Below are 15,936 nucleotides of genomic sequence, written 5' to 3'. Positions count from 1 at the left end.
CCAAGGTGGGCCGGCTCCTGTTTCATTCCTACCCTTCTCTCGAATGCGGGGAGGATGTGTGGACCGAAGGGGAGGGTACATGGAGTCGTCCGTACGCAGGGAAGAAGAGCCGGTACTGACGCCTCGGCAGATCTTCGAGCGGTTGGATCGCTACGTGATCGGCCAGGAAGAGGCCAAGCGAGCGGTGGCCATCGCCGCCCACAACCACCTCAAGCGCATCCAGGCGCGGCGCATGCGCCGGGGCTCGCTGATCAAGAAGTCCAACATCCTGCTCATCGGCCCCACCGGCAGCGGCAAGACGCACATCGCCCGGAACCTGGCGGAGCTCCTCTCCGTGCCGTTCACCACCGTGGACGCCACCGAGTACACGGAGGCCGGCTACTACGGCAAGGACGTGGAGGTGATGATCTCGGACTTGCTCTTCAAGGCCAACCACTCCGTCGAGGACACCCAGCGCGGGATCATCTTCGTGGACGAGGTGGACAAGATCGCCCGGCGCACCCAGGGGGCGCGCAACGGCGCGGGCAGCCGGGACATTGGCGGCGAGGGCGTGCAGCAGGCGCTGCTCAAGCTGCTCGAGGGGCGCGAGGTGTTCGTCCCCATGAACGTCACCCAGGCCTGGAACAAGAGCGACTTCGTTCAGATCGACACCAAGGACATCCTCTTCATCTGCGCCGGCACGTTCTCGGATCTCCACGAGTACGGCGACGGCGGCACGCGCCCGGTGGGCTTCGGGGCCGAGGAGGTGGTGCGCAAGGTGCAGCGGCGCATCGCCGTGAAGCAGCTGGTGGACTTCGGCATGCTCGCGGAGTTCCTCGGGCGCCTGCCGGTGATGGTGCAGCTGCACGCGCTGGGAGAGAAGGAGCTGCTGCGCGTGCTCACCGAGCCGCCGGACTCGGTGCTGCGCGAGTTCCGCGAGCTGCTGCAGTACGACGAGATCGAGCTGGACTTCACCGAGGACGCCCTGCGCGCGGTGGTGGGCTTCTCCATGGAGAAGGGGCTGGGGGCCCGCGGCCTGCGCTCCATTTTGGAGCACGTGATGGCGGATGTGATGTTCGATGCGCCCGAGCTCCGCCGCCGGCGGGTGAGGGTGGACGCGGACTTCGTGCGCGCTCGCCTGGCGGGGCTGGACGCGGCGCAGATCAGCGCCTGAACCCTGGGGGAGCGCCCGAGAAGGCTGGACCTGGCAGGTGGGCTTCTGTAAGAGCGCCGAACCTGGGAAGATCCTTCCCAGCGCGGGCCGGTGAGGCGGCTCGCGAGCGGAGGCGTGGACATGAGCGGCGCGGAAGTGGAGGAGGCGCCCGCCGGGCTCATTCCCGGGCACATCCTCGCGGGCCGCTACACCGTGCTGGACAAGCTGGGCCAGGGCGGGATGGGCGTGGTGGTCGCCGCGTATGACTCGCGGCTGGACCGGCGCGTGGCCCTCAAGCTGCTGCGCCGCGGCCGGAGCACGGAGGGCAGCGAGGGCGAAGAGGCGTGGCTGGTGCGCGAGGCCCAGGCCATGGCACGCCTGAGCCACCCCCACGTGGTGGCCGTCTACGACGCGGGCACGCTGGAGGACGGCTCGCTCTTCATCGCCATGGAGTACATCCAGGGGCGGACGCTGCGGAGCTGGAAGAGCGAGCGGCCCCGCACCTGGCGTGAGGTGCTGGAGGCGTACATCGCCGCTGGGCGAGGGCTGGCCGCCGCGCACGCCGCGGGCCTGATCCACCGGGACTTCAAGGCCGACAACGTGCTGGTGGGCGAGGATGGGCGAGCGCGGGTGACGGACTTCGGGCTGGCGCGGACCCAGACCGCGGTGGGCTCCCCGGAGACGGCGCCGGCTCCGGTGGCGCAGGAGCCCGTCTCGCTCCCGGAGGCCTCGGTTCCCACGGACCTGAGGGTCACCGCGCGCCCCTCCGGCTCGTGGTCCAGCGTCCTCACGCTGCCCGGCATGTTCATGGGCACGCCGGCGTACATGGCCCCGGAGCTCTTCCGAGGCAGCCCGGCGGACATTCGCACGGATCTGTTCGCCTTCTGCGCCTCGCTGTACGAGGCCCTCTTCGGACAGCTGCCCTTCCGAGGCTCCACCCCCACCGATTTGACCCGCGCCCAGCTCGCGGGCAAGGCGGTGACGCCGCCGGAGGCCTCCGAGGTGCCCGCGTGGGTGACGCGCACGGTGCTCTGGGGCCTGCAGCCGGATCCGCGGAAGCGCCCGGCCTCCATGGAGCCGCTCCTGGCGGCGCTGGCGGATGATCCGGACAAGCGGCGCAGGGGGGTGCTCCGCCGGGCGGGCGTGGCCCTGGCGATGGTGGGGCTGGCGGCGCTGGCGGTGTGGGGCTGGGCTCGGCAGGAAGGGCCGGTGCCGGGCTGCTCCCAGGTGTCGCGGCAGCTTGGGGGGATCTGGGACTCGGAGGTGCGGGCGCGGGTGAAGCAGGCGCTGCTGGGCACGGAGCTGCCCTATGCGGCGGACACCTTCACGCGGGTGGCCTCGGTGCTGGACGGCTACACGGAGGCCTGGGTGAAGCAGCGCACCGAGGTGTGCGAGCTCATCCGGCAGGAGTCCGCCCAGGGCCAGGGCCTCGCGGTGCGCCGGGAGTACTGCCTGGAGCGGCGGCGCAGCCAGCTCCGCGCGCTCACGGAGCTGCTGGCGCGCGGCCCGGACAAGGAGCTGCTCCCCCGCGCCGTGCAGGTGGCCCAGTCGCTGCCGCCGCTGGAGTACTGCGCGGACACCAAGGCGCTGACGGCGGCGGTGCCTCCCCCGGAGGACGCCACGCTCCGAGCCCAGGCCGAGGCCCTGCAACAGCAGCTCGACGCGGTGGAGACGCTGCTGGACGCCGGCAAGTACAAGGAGGGACAGGCCCGCTCCGATGAGCTGCTGCGGAAGGCGGATCAGCTGGGCCACCCGCCGCTGCAAGCCCGCGCCCTGTTCCTCGGGGCGCTCTCACGGGATGGCACCGGGGACTACAAGGGAGCCGAGGAGCTGGCGCGCCAGTCCGTGAGCATGGCCGCGCGGGGGCAGGATCGGCTGGTGGCGGCTCGCGCGTCGGGGCTCCTCTACTTCCTCGTGGGCTATCGCGAGGCCCGGCACCAGGACGCGGGGCTGCTGCAGATCGGCATGGAGATGGCCGTGGAGCTGGCCGATGACGATCTCACCCGCGCCAACGCCTGCAACAGCGAGGGGATCATCCTCGCGGACATGAAGCGCTACGAGGAAGCCCGGCAGAAGTACGAGTGTGCCCTGGCGCTTCGCGAGAAGGTGCTCGGGCCCGAGCACCCCCTGGTGACGCCTCCGCTCAACAACCTGGGCAATGTGTTCGAGGAGCTGGGGCGCCCCGAGGAGGCGGCGCGCATGCACGAGCGCGTCCTCTCCATCCGGGAGAAGGCGCTCGGGCCGCAGCACCCGGATCTGGCCAGCGCGCTGGGCAACCTGGGCAACGCGCTCACCTCCCTGGGGCGCTACGAGGAGGCGCTGGAGCGGCACGAGCGGGCGCTGGCCGTCCGCGAGCAGGCCCTGGGCGCTGACCATCCCCTGGTGGCCAACACGCTCAACAACCTGAGCGACACCTTGAGGACGCTGGGGCGCTACGAGGAGGCGCTTCGGCACAACGAGCGCGCCCTGGCCCTCCAGGAGAAGACGCTGGGCGCCGATCATCCCCGCCTCGCCGCGACGCTGCTCAGTCAGGGCACCGTGCTCGAGGAGCTGGGGCGCTACGACGAGGCCCGGCAGCGGCACGAGCGCGCGCTGGCGCTCGAGGAGAAGGCGCTGGGCAAGGATGATGCGGATCTGGCGGATTCGATCAGCGGGCTGGGGCGGGTGGCCGAGGCCACCGGGCACTACGACGAGGCCCTGCGGCAGTACCAGCATGCGCTGTCCCTGCGGGAGGCGGCGCTGGGCCCGGATCATCCCCTGGTGGCCAGCTCGCTCGATGAGCTGGGCTCGGTGCTCACCGCGCTCGGGCGGTATGACGAGGCGGGGCGGCTGTTGGCGCGAGCCCTGGCCATTCAGGAGAAGGAGCTGGGGCCCCAGAACCCGGAGATCGCCGAGACCCTGAGGGCCTCCGGCAGCCTCCTGCTGGCCCGGGGCAAGCCCGCCGAGGCCGAGCCCATACTCGAGCGGGCCCTGTCCCTGGGGCCACCGCGGCTGCGCGCCCGCCTCCAATTCCTGCTGGCCCGGGCCCTCTGGGAGCTGGGCAAGGATCGCCCCCGCGCGGTGGAGCTGGCCACCGAGGCGCGCTCGCACTGGCAGGGGCTGCACCACCCGAAGGGGGCCGAGGCCTCCCAGTGGCTCGCCTCACACGGCTCGCGCTGAGCCTCGGAGGCTATTTAAGGTCTTAGACCTCGGTGAAGCGTGTTCCCGTCGTGCGCATGTGCTCTAGGGCGTTCTTGATCTCCTCGGAGACGATCAAGGCTACCTCCCAGCCTTCGGGGCGAAACACCTTGGCGCCGCCCACCTTTGCCTTGTCGATGCGCATGTCCCGAACATCGCGGTATTTGCCAACCTTGTGCGGCGCTCCATCTTCAGGGGTCCACAGCAGAATCCTTGATGCTTTTTCGTCGATGCAGCGGATGAGACGCGTTGCCACTAGAACGACGTATTGATCCGGTTGGCCCTCAATGTCTGCGGGGATCAGTTGCACATCATCACGAGCCTGCTCCGCCAGCATGAAGGCCAGCTTGGCGTGGACAACGGGAATGCCCAAGCCCGCTTCGGTGAAGTCCAACGGCCTGCCCGCAATCTCGACAGGAACCCTCAACCGCCCTCCCACGTCAACGGACCTTCCTCGCGTGAAGTCCCAGTCATGCACAGGCTGTCCCTTGCTGTTGACGGGCGTATCCAAGTGCCAGCGATGGGGGACATAAACATCGTCGGACAGGTCGAAGAAGCGTTGGGTCATCGGAAAAGTTCTAGCGTCATTCCCCTTCGGTGACGAGCCGGTTTAGTTCCGTGTCCGGTGTGGAGATCTCTGCCGCGAGGCTTCGGAGTTCGCGGATCAACTCCGTCCGACATGCAGCGATGCTGGCGCAGTCTCCCAGCGCTACCCGGAGGCGCCTGTAGACGATCTCATGGTAGCGCTGCGGGTGCGGCCCCTTGTGCCCCTGGATGGGCACGATGTTTTCCTCGTCCCTCAGCCGCATCCCCGCCCTGGCGAAAAGCTTCTTGAGGCGAGGGGTCCACGGGCCACCACGCAAGGTCGAAATTTCATTCGCGATGGTTCCGATGTGGTGATTCTGCTTGCGAGTGCTGCGCCCACCGCTCGCCGCCATCGCCACCGCGCCTGGGGCCAGCGCCATGCGGAAGCCGTCATCCGTCACGGCCACCGATTCCACCGCGCCCACCTCGGACAGCAGGACTCCTTCCTGATCCGCCGCATGGAGCGACACTTGAGCCGAGCCGGGCAGCGTCGCCACCTGTTCCGCGAACCCCTTCGCGCTGTGCGTGAGCAGCGCCATGACGATCATGGCAAAGGCTTGCGCCGCTTCCCGTGAGAACAGCCGGCCGAACTTCTCGCCCGCTTCGCGAATCTCCTCGAAGGTGGTGGCGACCTTCATCTCTTCCATCAACTCAAACCAGCCTTTCACGAGGTTGTAGAGCGTGAAGGCGCCGACCCACAGCACGAGCGCCGCAGTTGCCCACGCGGCCACAAACTTGGTCACGGGCTCGGGCATCGCGAGCAAGACGAGCAGCGTGACGACAGTGCCGATGGCTGCTTGCAGGACGGCCTGCATGCTCACCATGTCACCGAGCGCCTTCTGGAACTCCTCCAGCACGGGGCTCTTGCTCAAGGCCATGGCCAGCATGTACCGGCCTTGCATGTCCAGGTACTTGCCCCCCACGAGCGCCCCCAGGCAATCACCCTCCACTCCTTGGGCACTGCGACACCATGCCTTGTAACGGCTGACGAGCTGTTGTTCCCCCTCCGTCAACGCTCCTTCCAGGGGCACGCCCGGCTCCAGAGGGACGAGCTTTCGCTCTCGCAGCAGGTAGAGGTAATCCCCATAGAGCGCGTCCAGTTGAAACAGTCGTTCCACTGTCTGCCGGGGTGAGCCCGTCAAGCGCACCTCGCGCGCCATTCTCCGGATCGCCTCGGTGACTTGCTCTGGTGTCACTTCCACGGGCTCCGCCGTGGCGGCGCGGGGGATGGAGATCAGCGTTTCGCCCTCTGCTCCTGAGTCCACCCGGATCACTGGCTGGGCGGTAGAGCACCCCACCAACACGGCGAGGAACAGTGCTTCGGCCTTCCAGAGAATTCGCCAGAGCATGGGGCGCCCCTTGGTGTGAACAGGGGAGCAGGTTAGGGGGCCGCCACCCGGCAGAGGAGGATATGCCGGGTGGTATTCGCGCTAGGAACCCACGGGCTGTGCGGGCAGGTGAGGTTGCCCCGGTTCAGTAATCGGGGCAACCTCAGAGCGCGGAGACAGTGCCTGAGCCCCGGACGGCGAGGTCATCCTGATCATCATCCCTTGAGGGAGGAGACGAGCCGGAATGACGCAAGAGATGCAGGGACTACTGCTGGAGGACCGCTGGGCGCCTGTCACCTCGACGATGGGCTTTCTGGAGCTGGCAGCGGAGCAGGCGGCGCAAGCCTACGCCACGTGGCAGAGAGGGCTGATGACGCCCCGTGCCATCACCGTGGATGAGCTCCCCGTCACGGGCACGGACTACCTGCGCCACCTGGGGTTGTCCCCCTTCGAGGAGGACTTCTACATGCCTCCAGGCACCCGCGCGTGGCTCATCCAGAAGACAGGCCCCTTCGCCACGGGCCATAAGGAGTACACGCTGGAGGAGGCCCGCGCCGCCCGCGTGTTGTGACGCACCCGTGTCAGGCGCTTCGGACGGGCACGACGCTCAACGATCCGCGGCGTGGGAGGCGGCGCCCAGCCGGGCGGCGAACTCGGGATCCTGGATGAGCTGGAGGATCAGGTTGCTGCGCAGCAGCGCCCGGGTGTCTCCCTGCTCGAGCGAGTGGCGCAGGGCGTCGTCCTTGAGCGCGCGCTGGAAGCGCGGATCCTGCCGCAGCGACTTGTAGGCCGGATCATTCGCGAGCTTCGCGGCCTGCTCCGGGTGGGTGCTGGCCTGCGCCACCCGGACGAAGTCCTTCACGGGGGCGAACTGCGTCAGCTCGAAGAGGTTGTGGTTCCGAGCGAAGGCGAACGAGCGCGAGTTCTCGGGGGAGAAGCCCACCTTCTTGCCCGCCACCTCCACGTGCTGCTCCACGAAGGTGAGCGCGCTGAGCAGCACGTACGCGATGAAGGCCACCTTCGCCCCGCCCAGCACGAAGCCAATGGCGCGGTCCGGCCCGCGGTTGTTCGGATCCTTGCCTGTCATCACCCGCTGGAGCAGGGCGCCCAGGGCGTAGCGCACCACCACCAGCACGACGATGAAGAGCAGGATCGAACCGACCAGCACTCCCACGAGCTCGGAGGTGCCGAGCGAGGCCGCCAGCCTGGCGCCCACCACGCTGCCCAGCTTCCGGGACACGTAGTAGGCCAGCGCCATCCCCACCATGTGGGCGAGCTGCTTCGCGGCCCCGGTATAGGCGCCGACGAGCGCGAAGAACACCACCAGGAAGAGGATCAACAGATCGATGTTCATCGCGGACCCGCTCCTGCCGCTGGCGGCGCCTTACTTGATCTTGAAGGCCTCGCCCTTGGACTTGGACTCCTCGTTGAGCTTCTTCTGCGCCTCGAGGAGCTTCTCCTTGTATCGAGCGTTGGCGGGCTCATATGTGAGCGCCATCTTCAGGTTGCGTTCAGCGGAGGACCATCGGCCCGCCTCCAGATCGGCCGCGCCGAGCTGGTAGAACTGGCGGCCCTTGGGGTGGGTGCCGATCTGCTCCTCGTGCTCCTTCTTCACCGCGGCCTTGGACTCGGCCTCGGAGGCCTCGGTGAAGCGCAGCTTCTGGGCGCGCTCCGGGCCGGTGATGTCCGCCAGGTACTTGCGGCGCTTCGAGTCGTCGCGCAGGACGTAGTAGGCCTCGGTGACGCGCTTGTAGAGCTCGTTCACCTGATCCTTCAGCGCCTTGGAGTCCAGCTGGTAGAAGCGATCCGGGTGGTAGGTGCGGCTCTCGCGGTAGAAGGCCTTCTTGATGTCCGCGGGAGTGGCCTCGCGAGGAAGCTGCAGCACCTCGAAGTAGTCGAGCTGATCGAGCTTCGCGCAGCGCGCCTCCAGATCGGCGATCTGGTTCGCGTCCAGCGTGCCCTTGCCCGCGGCGGCCGGGGGCGGCGGAGGCGGCGTGGCAGGCCCGGCAGCGCGCGCGGCGGCCGGAGGCGGGACGACGGGCGCGACGCTGGGAGCAGCGGGAGCCACGGGAGGCACGAGCGGCGCGCTGCCCATCATGGGCTGCCGAGGCCCACCCGGCGGGACGGCCGGGGCCACCCCCGGCACGGGACGGTGGCCTCCCGCGGGCTGGACGGTGGGAATGCCCGAGCGGGACGGGGGCCGCTGACCGGCGGCGACGGGCTGCGCTGGCTGGACGGTGGGAATCCCCGAGCGGGACGGAGGCCGCTGGCCCGGAGCCGCGGGCTGTGCCGGCTGAACGGTGGGAATGCCCGAGCGCGAAGGAGGCCGCTGGCCCGGGGCGACAGGTTGCACGACAGGCACACCCGGCCCGGCGGGGCGCGGAGCCGCGGGAGCGCGAGGCGCGGGCCCCGTGGCCAGCGCCGGGAGTGACGTGGTGGCCTTGGCGCCAGGCTTGACCTGAGGCGGCATGGCCCCCGGGGGTGGCGGAGGCGGCTGTCCCGGCATGATCACCGGAGGCGGCCGCGGCGAGGCGGCGGCCCCAGGCGGCGCGGGCGGCTGTCCCGCGGTGGGCGGGCGCGTCACCGGGCCCGGAGCCCCGGGCGCGGGCGAGAGAGAGATCGGCGCCGGAGTGCCGCGAGAGACGGAGATCGGAACGATGCCCGGCACGGTGGGCCGGTAGGCCGGGGCCGCGGGCGAGTACGGCGTGGGCTCGTTCAGCGAGACGCCCGGGCCAGGCTGGGGGTTGACCGAGATGGGAGTGATGCCCTGGACCGTGGGGCGGTGGGCCACGGCGGGAGGAGGCCTCGGGGCCGCGACCCCCGGCGAGCCTGCCGAGGGGCCAGCGACGCCGGGCGAGCCCACCGTGGGAGCAGCGCCGGCCGGGTACGCCGCGGGCGGAGGTGGCGGCATGCCCGGAACGGCGGGGCGCTCGGAAGGACTCACCGGAGGCATGCCCTGCACGGTGGGCCGGCTGCCGACAGGAAGCGTGGCGGGGTTCACGGCCCCAGGAGGAGGCGGCGGACGAGCCCCCTGCGCGGGCGGAGCGCCCGGAGCGGCAGGGCGAGGCGCGGCCTGGGCCGGCCCGGGCTGCGTGGCGGGAATGGCTCCCGAGGACACGGTCCGCTGCGGAGCGCCCACCGAGGGGAGGGATTGGGCCACGGGAACAGGCCCGCCGGGGCGTGCGGGGGCTCCCGGAGCCGTCGCCGGTACAGCGCCCGAGGACATCGTGCGCGGCGGGGCGGCGGCCGGCGCCGTGGGCGGCGTGCCGGGAGCAGGAGCCCGAGGCGCGGCCGGGGCCGCCGGGCGCGCGGGAGCAGGGCCTGCGGGGGGGCCGGGGGGCTTGCCAGCGTTGGAGTCGGGGGGCTGGGACATCGGGGCGGTTCCTGCCAGGCCTCGTCAGGCCACCGAGGGGAGGTCTGTGTTGTGGCCAGCGAGCTGAATCTGGCGGGTGGCTTCCATGGACCGCTGGATGTCGGCCTCGGTCATGCCCGAGGACAGGGTGAGCGTGGTGGTGGTCCGCTGGCCCGTCTCCGTGTCACACGCGGACACGTTCACCAGGCCGTTGGTGTCGATCTCGAACGTCACCTCGATCTTCACCTCGCCGCGGTAGCCGATGCGGAAGCCCGAGAACTCGAACTCGCCCAGCATCTCGCACTCGTCGGCCCGGTTGGACTCGCCCTGGTACACGCGGATCTTCACCTTCTCCTGCCCGTCGCGGCTGGTGGTGAACGTCTTCGAGCGATCAATGGGCACCGGCGTGTTCTTGTCGATGATCTTCTCGGTGTACCCGCCCACCGTGCCAATGCGCAGCGTGAGCGGAGTCACATCCACCAGGAACGTCTCGCCCCCGGCCTCCAGCAGCGCGTGCGCCTGCAGCGAGGCGCCCATGGCCACCACCTGATCCGGGTTGATGCCCTCCATGGGCTCCTTCTGGAAGTAGTGCTTCACCGAGTTGCGGATGATGGGCAGCCGCGTGGGGCCACCCACCAGGATCACCGCGTCGATGTCCGAGGCCGTCAGCCGCGCGCTCTGCAGCGCCTCGTCGCACACCTTGAAAGTGCGCTGCACCAGATCCATCACCATCCGGTTGAACTGGTCCTGGTTGAGCTGCTGGCGCAGGTCCAGCACGTTGCCGTTGGCGTCCTGGCAGATGCCCGCGCAGAGGATGTCCGCCGTGCCGTGCTGGCCCACGTCGATCTTCGCCTGCTCCGCCGCGTCCTTGAGCATCTGCAGGCAGTACTTGTTCTGCCTCAAGTCCAGCCGCGTCTTGGCCAGGAAGTCCTCCGCCAGCCACGTCATGATCCGGTCGTCGAAGTCATCGCCGCCCAGGTACGTGTCGCCCGCGGTGGAGAGCACCTCGAACACGTCCTTGCCGATCTCCAGAATCGACACGTCGAACGTGCCACCGCCCAAGTCGTAGACGACGATGCGCTGGTTGACGTCCCGGCCGAAGCCGTAGGCGAGCGCCGCCGCGGTGGGCTCGTTGAGGATGCGCAGCACCTCCAGCCCGGCGATGCGGCCCGCGTCCTTGGTGGCCTGGCGCTGGTTGTCGTTGAAGTAGGCCGGCACGGTGATGACGGCCTTGCTCACCTCGCGGCCCAGGTACGTCTCGGCCACCGCCTTCATCTCCTTGAGCACCAGCGCGGAGATCTCCGGCAGCGAATACGTGGTGCCGCGCGCTTCAATCCGCACCGAGTTGTTCTCGCCCTCGACGATGCGGTACGGCATCACCGCCTGGGCCTTCTTCACCTCGTCGGAGAAGAAGTACCGGCCGATGAGCCGCTTGGCCGAGTACACCGTGGCCTCGGGCGCGGCGATGATGTTCTTCTTCGCCGCGTTGCCCACCAGCACCGAGCCATCCTCCAGGAACGAGACGCACGAGGCATGGGTCATCTCGCCCCACTCGTTGGGAACGACCACCGGCTGTCCGTCCTGGACCACCGACACGCACGAATAGGACGTGCCCAGGTCGATGCCGATCGCAATCTCGTCCGACATTCCGTCTCCGCTGAAGTCCTGCACGAGCGCAGGCACTCTCGAATTCGCGTAAAGCGGTGGGATGTTAGGCACCCCAAAGCGGGCCTGTCAAACGTTCCCTCTGGCCAAATCCGAGCCATTTCAAGGGCTTAGCGGGAGGAGAGGGGCCTGGGGAGCGTGGGTTGAGGGCGGGGGGGAGCCATCATTATCTATCTCCTAGGCGACAGGCTTCATCAGGGGGTGCGGTTCCATGGCGGCAGTCCTGGCGGTGCTCACATCCGATCCGAACCTGCTGCGCTGCCAGCTGCGGCGGCTGGAGGGCCAGGTGGCCCCGCAGGCGGAGCCGAGAGCCAACGCGGTGGGGGTGGGGACGTATGCGGACGGGGAGGTGCTCTTACGGCGGCTCGCGAGTGATGCGGGGTTGACGTTGGACTCGCTGGCGCCGCCCCACGAGTCCGGGGCGCTGGTGTTCCATGAGGGGAAGCTGCCGGTGGGGCTGTCCCTGGAGGAGAACACGCAGCCCTTCCGGGCGCGCAGCTGGCTGTTCGCCCACCAAGGGGCCTTGAACGGCTTCGAGCGGCTGCGGGCCTCGCTGCTGGAGCCGTTGCCGGAGTTTCTCCAGTGGCAGGTGAAGGGGGCCACGGACAGCGAGGTGGCGTTCGCGTACTTCCTGAAGCACCTGAGGGACAAGGGCCGCATGGAGGATCTGCGGCTGGAGGCGGAGGTGGCGGGGGCGCTGCTGGCGGACACGGCGCGGGAGCTGGAGCGCGCGGCGGCGAAGGCGGGGGCGGTGCGCACCTCGACGCTGAACTTCGTGGCGACGAACGGACGGATCCTCGTGGCCACGCGCTGGGGCGAGGCGCCGCTCTACTACACGCGGCTGGAGGGCTCGGACACCTGCGAGGTGCACGGCATCACCCCGAGGACGCCGGAGTCGCAGCCCGCGGTAGCGGAGCACCGGCGGCAGCGGGCGGTGGTGGTGGCCAGCCACGTGAAGCGCCCCCAGGGCTGGGTGGAGCTGGCGCACGGCACCACGCTGGCGGTGAGCGAGGAGCTGCAGGTCCGCCACCTCCCGGCGGCCTGAGCCGGCGCGCTACACCTGCTCCAGCACGGACAGGCTCGCGGCCACCCGCCGCACCTCATCCTTTAGCACGAGGATCAGGGCATCCAGCTCCTGGTGGATGTCGTGGGTGAGGGCCCGGACCCTGGCCGGGTCCGTTCCTGCTTCCGCGAGGTACTCCCGGGCCCGCTGGAGCGCGCCCCACAGCGCGTGCGTCTGGAGCAGCTCCAGGGTCATCTTCATCCGGTGGGCATGGAACTCGAACTCCTCCGAGTCCTCGTTCTCGATCGCCTGCTGGAAGTCGAGCTTGCTGCGCTCGGCGTTGTGGATGGCCAAAGTGCTCAGCTCCAGCAGGGCGTGCGCATCGCCCTCGGCGATCTCCCGGAACTTCTCGAGGCTGACGCGCGGAGGCTCGGGGGGCCGCTTCGCCGCGGGGCCCGGCTCTGGCGCCTCCATGGCGGGGAGCGCCGAGGCGGGGGCCTGGGAGCGGCCGCTGTGCTGGACGAGCTTCGCGAAGAGATCCTCCGGGCGGAACGGCTTGCTCACGAAGTCCGTGAAGTCCGCGAAGTCGGCCCGCTCCTCCAGGCCCAGCCGGGCCGAGGCCGTCAGGGCGAGGATGGGTAGGTGCCGGTACCGCTCATCGGGCAGGCTCCGGAGCGTGCGGGTGGCCGTGTGGCCGTCCATCACCGGCATCTGCAGATCCATCAGCACCAGATCGTACGGCTTCTGTTGGATCTTCTCGATCGCCTGCCGCCCGTTCTCCACCACCTCGAAGTCGACGCCCCACTTGTTCAAGAACTGCGAGAGCACGAAGACATTGATGGGCTGATCTTCCGCCACCAGGATCTTCACGCCCTTGAGGCTGCGTGTGTCCGCCCGGTCCTTCGAGAGGCCGGCGGGCGCTTCTTCCTGCCCGAGCCTCAACCGCAGGCCGAACGAGAACGTGGTGCCCTCTCCGAGCACGCTCTGCACGGTGAGCTTGCTGCCATACAGCTCTAGCAGCCGCTGGCAGATGGTGAGGCCCAGGCCGGTGCCGCCGTACTTCAGGTTGATGTCATAGCTGGCCTGGGTGAACTCCTCGAAGACCTTGGACAGCCGGTCCGGGGCAATCCCGATGCCGGTGTCCTTGACCTGGAGCTCCAGCGCGAACGTGTCCGCGTGCTGCTCCCGGACCCGCACCGCCACCGTGACGGAGCCTTGCTCGGTGAACTTGATGGCATTGCTCACCAGGTTGGTGAGCACCTGGCCGATCTTCACCGGATCGCCCACGAGCCAGTCCGGGACCCGCTCGTCCAGCTCCACCCGCAGGGCCAGGTTCTTCTCCTCGGCCTTCACATGGAGGCTGTGGAAGATGCCGTGGACCATCTGCGAGAGGTTGAAGTTCCGCTCTTCCAGCGACACCTTGCCCGCTTCGATCTTGCTGAAGTCCAGGATGTCGTTGAGCAGGCCCAGCAGGTTCTCGGAGGAGGAGTGGAGGATGCCAGCGTACTTCTCCTGCTGAGGCGACAGCCGCGTCTGCCGCAGCAGATGGGACAGGCCGATGATGGCGTTTATCGGCGTGCGGATCTCGTGGCTCATCATCGACAGGAAGTCCGCCTTGGCCTTCGCGGCCTGCTCTGCCTTCTGGCGCGCCAGCAGCAGCTCCCGCTCGTAGTTCTTGCGGTCGGCGATGTTGAAGATCGTCGTCCGGTAGAAGAGCAGCTTGCCGGACGCATCCTTCTTCTGGGCGGTGTTCACGAGCACCGGCAGCGTCCGGCCGTTCTTGCCCACCAGCTCGAAGTTGATCTCGTTGATGAACCCCTGCATGCGCAGCAGCGGGGCGTAGTGCGTCTCGTGGAAGATCTTCCCGCCCATGGACAGCAGATCCTGGAACCGCCTGCCCGCCAGCAGCTCCTCGCGGGGGTACTCCGTCCAGGCCAGCAGCGTGCGGTTGACCTTGACGATGGTGCCGTCGGGGAGCGTGGAGATGTAGCCGCAGGGCGCATTCTCATAGAGATCCTCGACGCTCTCTTCCAGCAGCGCCGGGGGCGGGACCGGGGGCGGGGTGGCGGGGGTTCTCAAGGCGCGGCCTTCGGCTAGCACAGGAACGCCTTCATCGCGGCGATGGTCTCTTCGGGGGCGCTGAGATGAGGGCAGTGCCCGGTGGCCTCCAGCTTCCGCAGCGTGCTGCCCGCCAGGTGCTGGTGCAGGTACTCGCCCACGATGTCCGGGGCGATGAGATCCTGAGAGCACTGCAGCAGCAGCGACGGGGTCTTCAGCTTGGGCAGGTCCGCTCGATTGTCCGAGAGGAAGGTGACGCGAGCGAAGTGTTTGGCGATCTCGGGATCGGTCCGGCAGAAGCTGTTGGTGAGCTCCTGGCCCAGCTCGGGGCGCTCCGGGTTGCCCATGATCACGGGCGCCATGGTGCTGGACCAGCCCAGGTAATTGCTCTCGAGAGAGTCCAGCAAGCCGTCGATGTCTCCCCGGTTGAAGCCTCCCACATAGTCGCCCTCATTCACGTAGCAGGGAGAGGGCCCGATCAAGACCAGCTTCTCGAAGCGCTCCGGCTCGGCGATGGCGGCCAGCACGGCAATCATCGCGCTCACCGAATGGCCTACCAGGATGGCGTTCGTCAAGGACAGCTCACGGCAGATCTCCAGCACATCGTTGGCATAGCCGCTCAATGAGCTGTATTTGTTGCGGTTGTAGGCGGAGATATCGGATTGCCCGGCTCCGACATGATCGAAGAGGACAATGCGATAATCCTTCTCGAAGGCGGGAGTGATGAACCGCCACATGTTCTGATCGCACCCATACCCATGGGCGAAGATCATGGCCTGGCTGCCGTTACCCAAAACCCTGATGTTGTTTCGCTTGTTCGCAGTCGCAGGCATTGAAACCTCAAAAAATAAGTCACGGCGGTAGTCCTCCGTGACACGCGTCAGCCTAGGATGCGAAAGCTGGAATTCAAGAGTTCCGGATGACGGAATGTGAGACAGTCCGCACTCCCGCGCGGACTGTCCGTATCATAACCCCGCAAGCCCCTGCGTTCACAGCCGTTGCAGGAACGTCACAAAAGCCGGGCTGGCGGCCTGGCTCGCGGCTGGCGGATCTGCGAGGGCGGATCCCCTTGGAGGACGCCGACTCGCCCTTCAGCCTCTCACTGGCGGGCGTGGCGAGCGGCCTCGCGGAAGAACTGGGAGAGGGTGAAGTCCAGGGACTTGCCCAGCGTGTTGCTGGGGACTTGCAGCAGGTGGTGGGCGCGAAGGAAGGGGAGCCAGGCCCTCTGGTCCACCACCACGGCGGTCTCCAGCAGCGAGCGTCGTGGCACCCAGCGTCCCCCCAGTTGTGTGACGAGCAGCTCTCCCAGGTAGCCTCCCAGCATGGGGACCAGACGGTCCCGCTGCGCCGGGGGCATGTACCGATGGAGCTCGGCCCAGCGCTCGTGCCCGACGTAGTGGTCTACCGCGATCAGGGAGTGCGCCTCGTAGCTCACGAAGGAAGGCTCCTTCAGGTACAGCAAGGCGACAAGAGATTCGGCCTGCACCTCGTAGAACTCGATCTTCGAGGCGAGGTCCTCGACGTTCGTTTGAACCTCGTGGGCCGGGCGCCACTCGGCCACTGGAGGAGGACGGTAGAGGTTGTAGCGCTCGATCTCCTTTCGGCGGCTGGACAGATCCGTCTGCTCCTGAAGGAT

11 protein-coding genes and 1 pseudogene are annotated in these 15,936 nt (G+C 68.5%); 4 read left to right on the top strand and 8 right to left on the bottom strand.

Annotated elements, in window-relative coordinates; genetic code table 11:
* Positions 1–79: 79 nt before the first annotated feature.
* Complete coding sequence (clpX, locus tag ACJ8AT_RS31580) at positions 80–1,153, top strand: ATP-dependent Clp protease ATP-binding subunit ClpX (protein ID WP_407741657.1); 1,074 nt, start codon at positions 80–82, stop codon at positions 1,151–1,153.
* Between the two features lie 120 nt (positions 1,154–1,273).
* Positions 1,274–4,291: a tetratricopeptide repeat protein gene (locus ACJ8AT_RS31575; RefSeq protein ID WP_407741656.1), complete on the top strand. Its 3,018-nt coding sequence runs from the start codon at positions 1,274–1,276 to the stop codon at positions 4,289–4,291.
* A gap of 22 nt (positions 4,292–4,313) precedes the next feature.
* Here ACJ8AT_RS31575 and ACJ8AT_RS31570 read toward each other — a convergent pair whose 3' ends face one another.
* Positions 4,314–4,877, bottom strand: coding sequence for an imm11 family protein (locus tag ACJ8AT_RS31570; protein ID WP_407741655.1), 564 nt, complete (start codon positions 4,875–4,877; stop codon positions 4,314–4,316).
* A gap of 16 nt (positions 4,878–4,893) precedes the next feature.
* Entirely contained in the window at positions 4,894–5,772 is an 879-nt protein-coding gene (locus ACJ8AT_RS31565) for an AHH domain-containing protein (protein ID WP_407741654.1), read from the bottom strand.
* Positions 5,773–6,466: 694 nt separating this feature from the next.
* Between ACJ8AT_RS31565 and ACJ8AT_RS31560 the strand changes: the two genes are divergently transcribed.
* Complete coding sequence (locus ACJ8AT_RS31560) at positions 6,467–6,793, top strand: hypothetical protein (protein ID WP_407741653.1); 327 nt, start codon at positions 6,467–6,469, stop codon at positions 6,791–6,793.
* 36 nt (positions 6,794–6,829) lie between these two features.
* Here the strand turns inward: ACJ8AT_RS31560 and ACJ8AT_RS31555 are convergent, their stop codons facing one another.
* From ACJ8AT_RS31555 to dnaK, 3 genes are read right to left on the bottom strand one after another with little or no spacing between them, the layout of a single operon-like run.
* Entirely contained in the window at positions 6,830–7,576 is a 747-nt protein-coding gene (locus ACJ8AT_RS31555) for a CvpA family protein (protein ID WP_407741652.1), read from the bottom strand.
* Between the two features lie 30 nt (positions 7,577–7,606).
* Positions 7,607–9,595: a DnaJ domain-containing protein gene (locus ACJ8AT_RS31550; protein ID WP_407741651.1), complete on the bottom strand. Its 1,989-nt coding sequence runs from the start codon at positions 9,593–9,595 to the stop codon at positions 7,607–7,609.
* A 24-nt stretch (positions 9,596–9,619) separates the two neighbouring features.
* Entirely contained in the window at positions 9,620–11,221 is a 1,602-nt protein-coding gene (gene dnaK / locus ACJ8AT_RS31545; protein WP_407741650.1) for a molecular chaperone DnaK, read from the bottom strand.
* Between the two features lie 229 nt (positions 11,222–11,450).
* On the opposite strand from dnaK, the gene ACJ8AT_RS31540 reads away from it, so the two are divergent.
* Positions 11,451–12,284 (top strand): class II glutamine amidotransferase, encoded by an 834-nt coding sequence (locus ACJ8AT_RS31540; protein WP_407741649.1) that lies wholly within the window; start codon positions 11,451–11,453, stop codon positions 12,282–12,284.
* A 9-nt stretch (positions 12,285–12,293) separates the two neighbouring features.
* Here ACJ8AT_RS31540 and ACJ8AT_RS31535 read toward each other — a convergent pair whose 3' ends face one another.
* From ACJ8AT_RS31535 to ACJ8AT_RS31525, 3 genes and pseudogenes are all read right to left on the bottom strand, one after another.
* On the bottom strand, positions 12,294–14,321 hold the full coding sequence (locus ACJ8AT_RS31535; protein ID WP_407741648.1) for an ATP-binding protein: 2,028 nt from the start codon (positions 14,319–14,321) through the stop codon (positions 12,294–12,296).
* A gap of 14 nt (positions 14,322–14,335) precedes the next feature.
* The gene (locus tag ACJ8AT_RS31530; protein ID WP_407741647.1) at positions 14,336–15,073 is read right to left on the bottom strand and encodes an alpha/beta fold hydrolase; all 738 of its coding nucleotides are present in this window, start codon (positions 15,071–15,073) and stop codon (positions 14,336–14,338) included.
* 326 nt (positions 15,074–15,399) lie between these two features.
* Positions 15,400–15,936, bottom strand: a pseudogene (locus ACJ8AT_RS31525) (hypothetical protein); the annotation flags it as partial.

Source organism: Hyalangium sp. (genome assembly GCF_045802625.1).
Taxonomy (GTDB): domain Bacteria; phylum Myxococcota; class Myxococcia; order Myxococcales; family Myxococcaceae; genus Hyalangium.
This window is presented reverse-complemented; position numbering and strand designations above follow the sequence as displayed.

Coding starts and splice junctions, on each gene's coding strand:
- ACJ8AT_RS31560 (WP_407741653.1), top strand. CDS start 6,467: ATGACGCAAGAGATGCAGGGACTACTGCTGGAGGACCGCTGGGCGCCT.
- dnaK (WP_407741650.1), bottom strand. CDS start 11,221: ATGTCGGACGAGATTGCGATCGGCATCGACCTGGGCACGTCCTATTCG.
- clpX (WP_407741657.1), top strand. CDS start 80: ATGGAGTCGTCCGTACGCAGGGAAGAAGAGCCGGTACTGACGCCTCGG.
- ACJ8AT_RS31530 (WP_407741647.1), bottom strand. CDS start 15,073: ATGATCTTCGCCCATGGGTATGGGTGCGATCAGAACATGTGGCGGTTC.
- ACJ8AT_RS31540 (WP_407741649.1), top strand. CDS start 11,451: ATGGCGGCAGTCCTGGCGGTGCTCACATCCGATCCGAACCTGCTGCGC.
- ACJ8AT_RS31565 (WP_407741654.1), bottom strand. CDS start 5,772: ATGGCCTTGAGCAAGAGCCCCGTGCTGGAGGAGTTCCAGAAGGCGCTC.
- ACJ8AT_RS31570 (WP_407741655.1), bottom strand. CDS start 4,877: ATGACCCAACGCTTCTTCGACCTGTCCGACGATGTTTATGTCCCCCAT.
- ACJ8AT_RS31575 (WP_407741656.1), top strand. CDS start 1,274: ATGAGCGGCGCGGAAGTGGAGGAGGCGCCCGCCGGGCTCATTCCCGGG.
- ACJ8AT_RS31550 (WP_407741651.1), bottom strand. CDS start 9,595: ATGTCCCAGCCCCCCGACTCCAACGCTGGCAAGCCCCCCGGCCCCCCC.
- ACJ8AT_RS31555 (WP_407741652.1), bottom strand. CDS start 7,576: ATGAACATCGATCTGTTGATCCTCTTCCTGGTGGTGTTCTTCGCGCTC.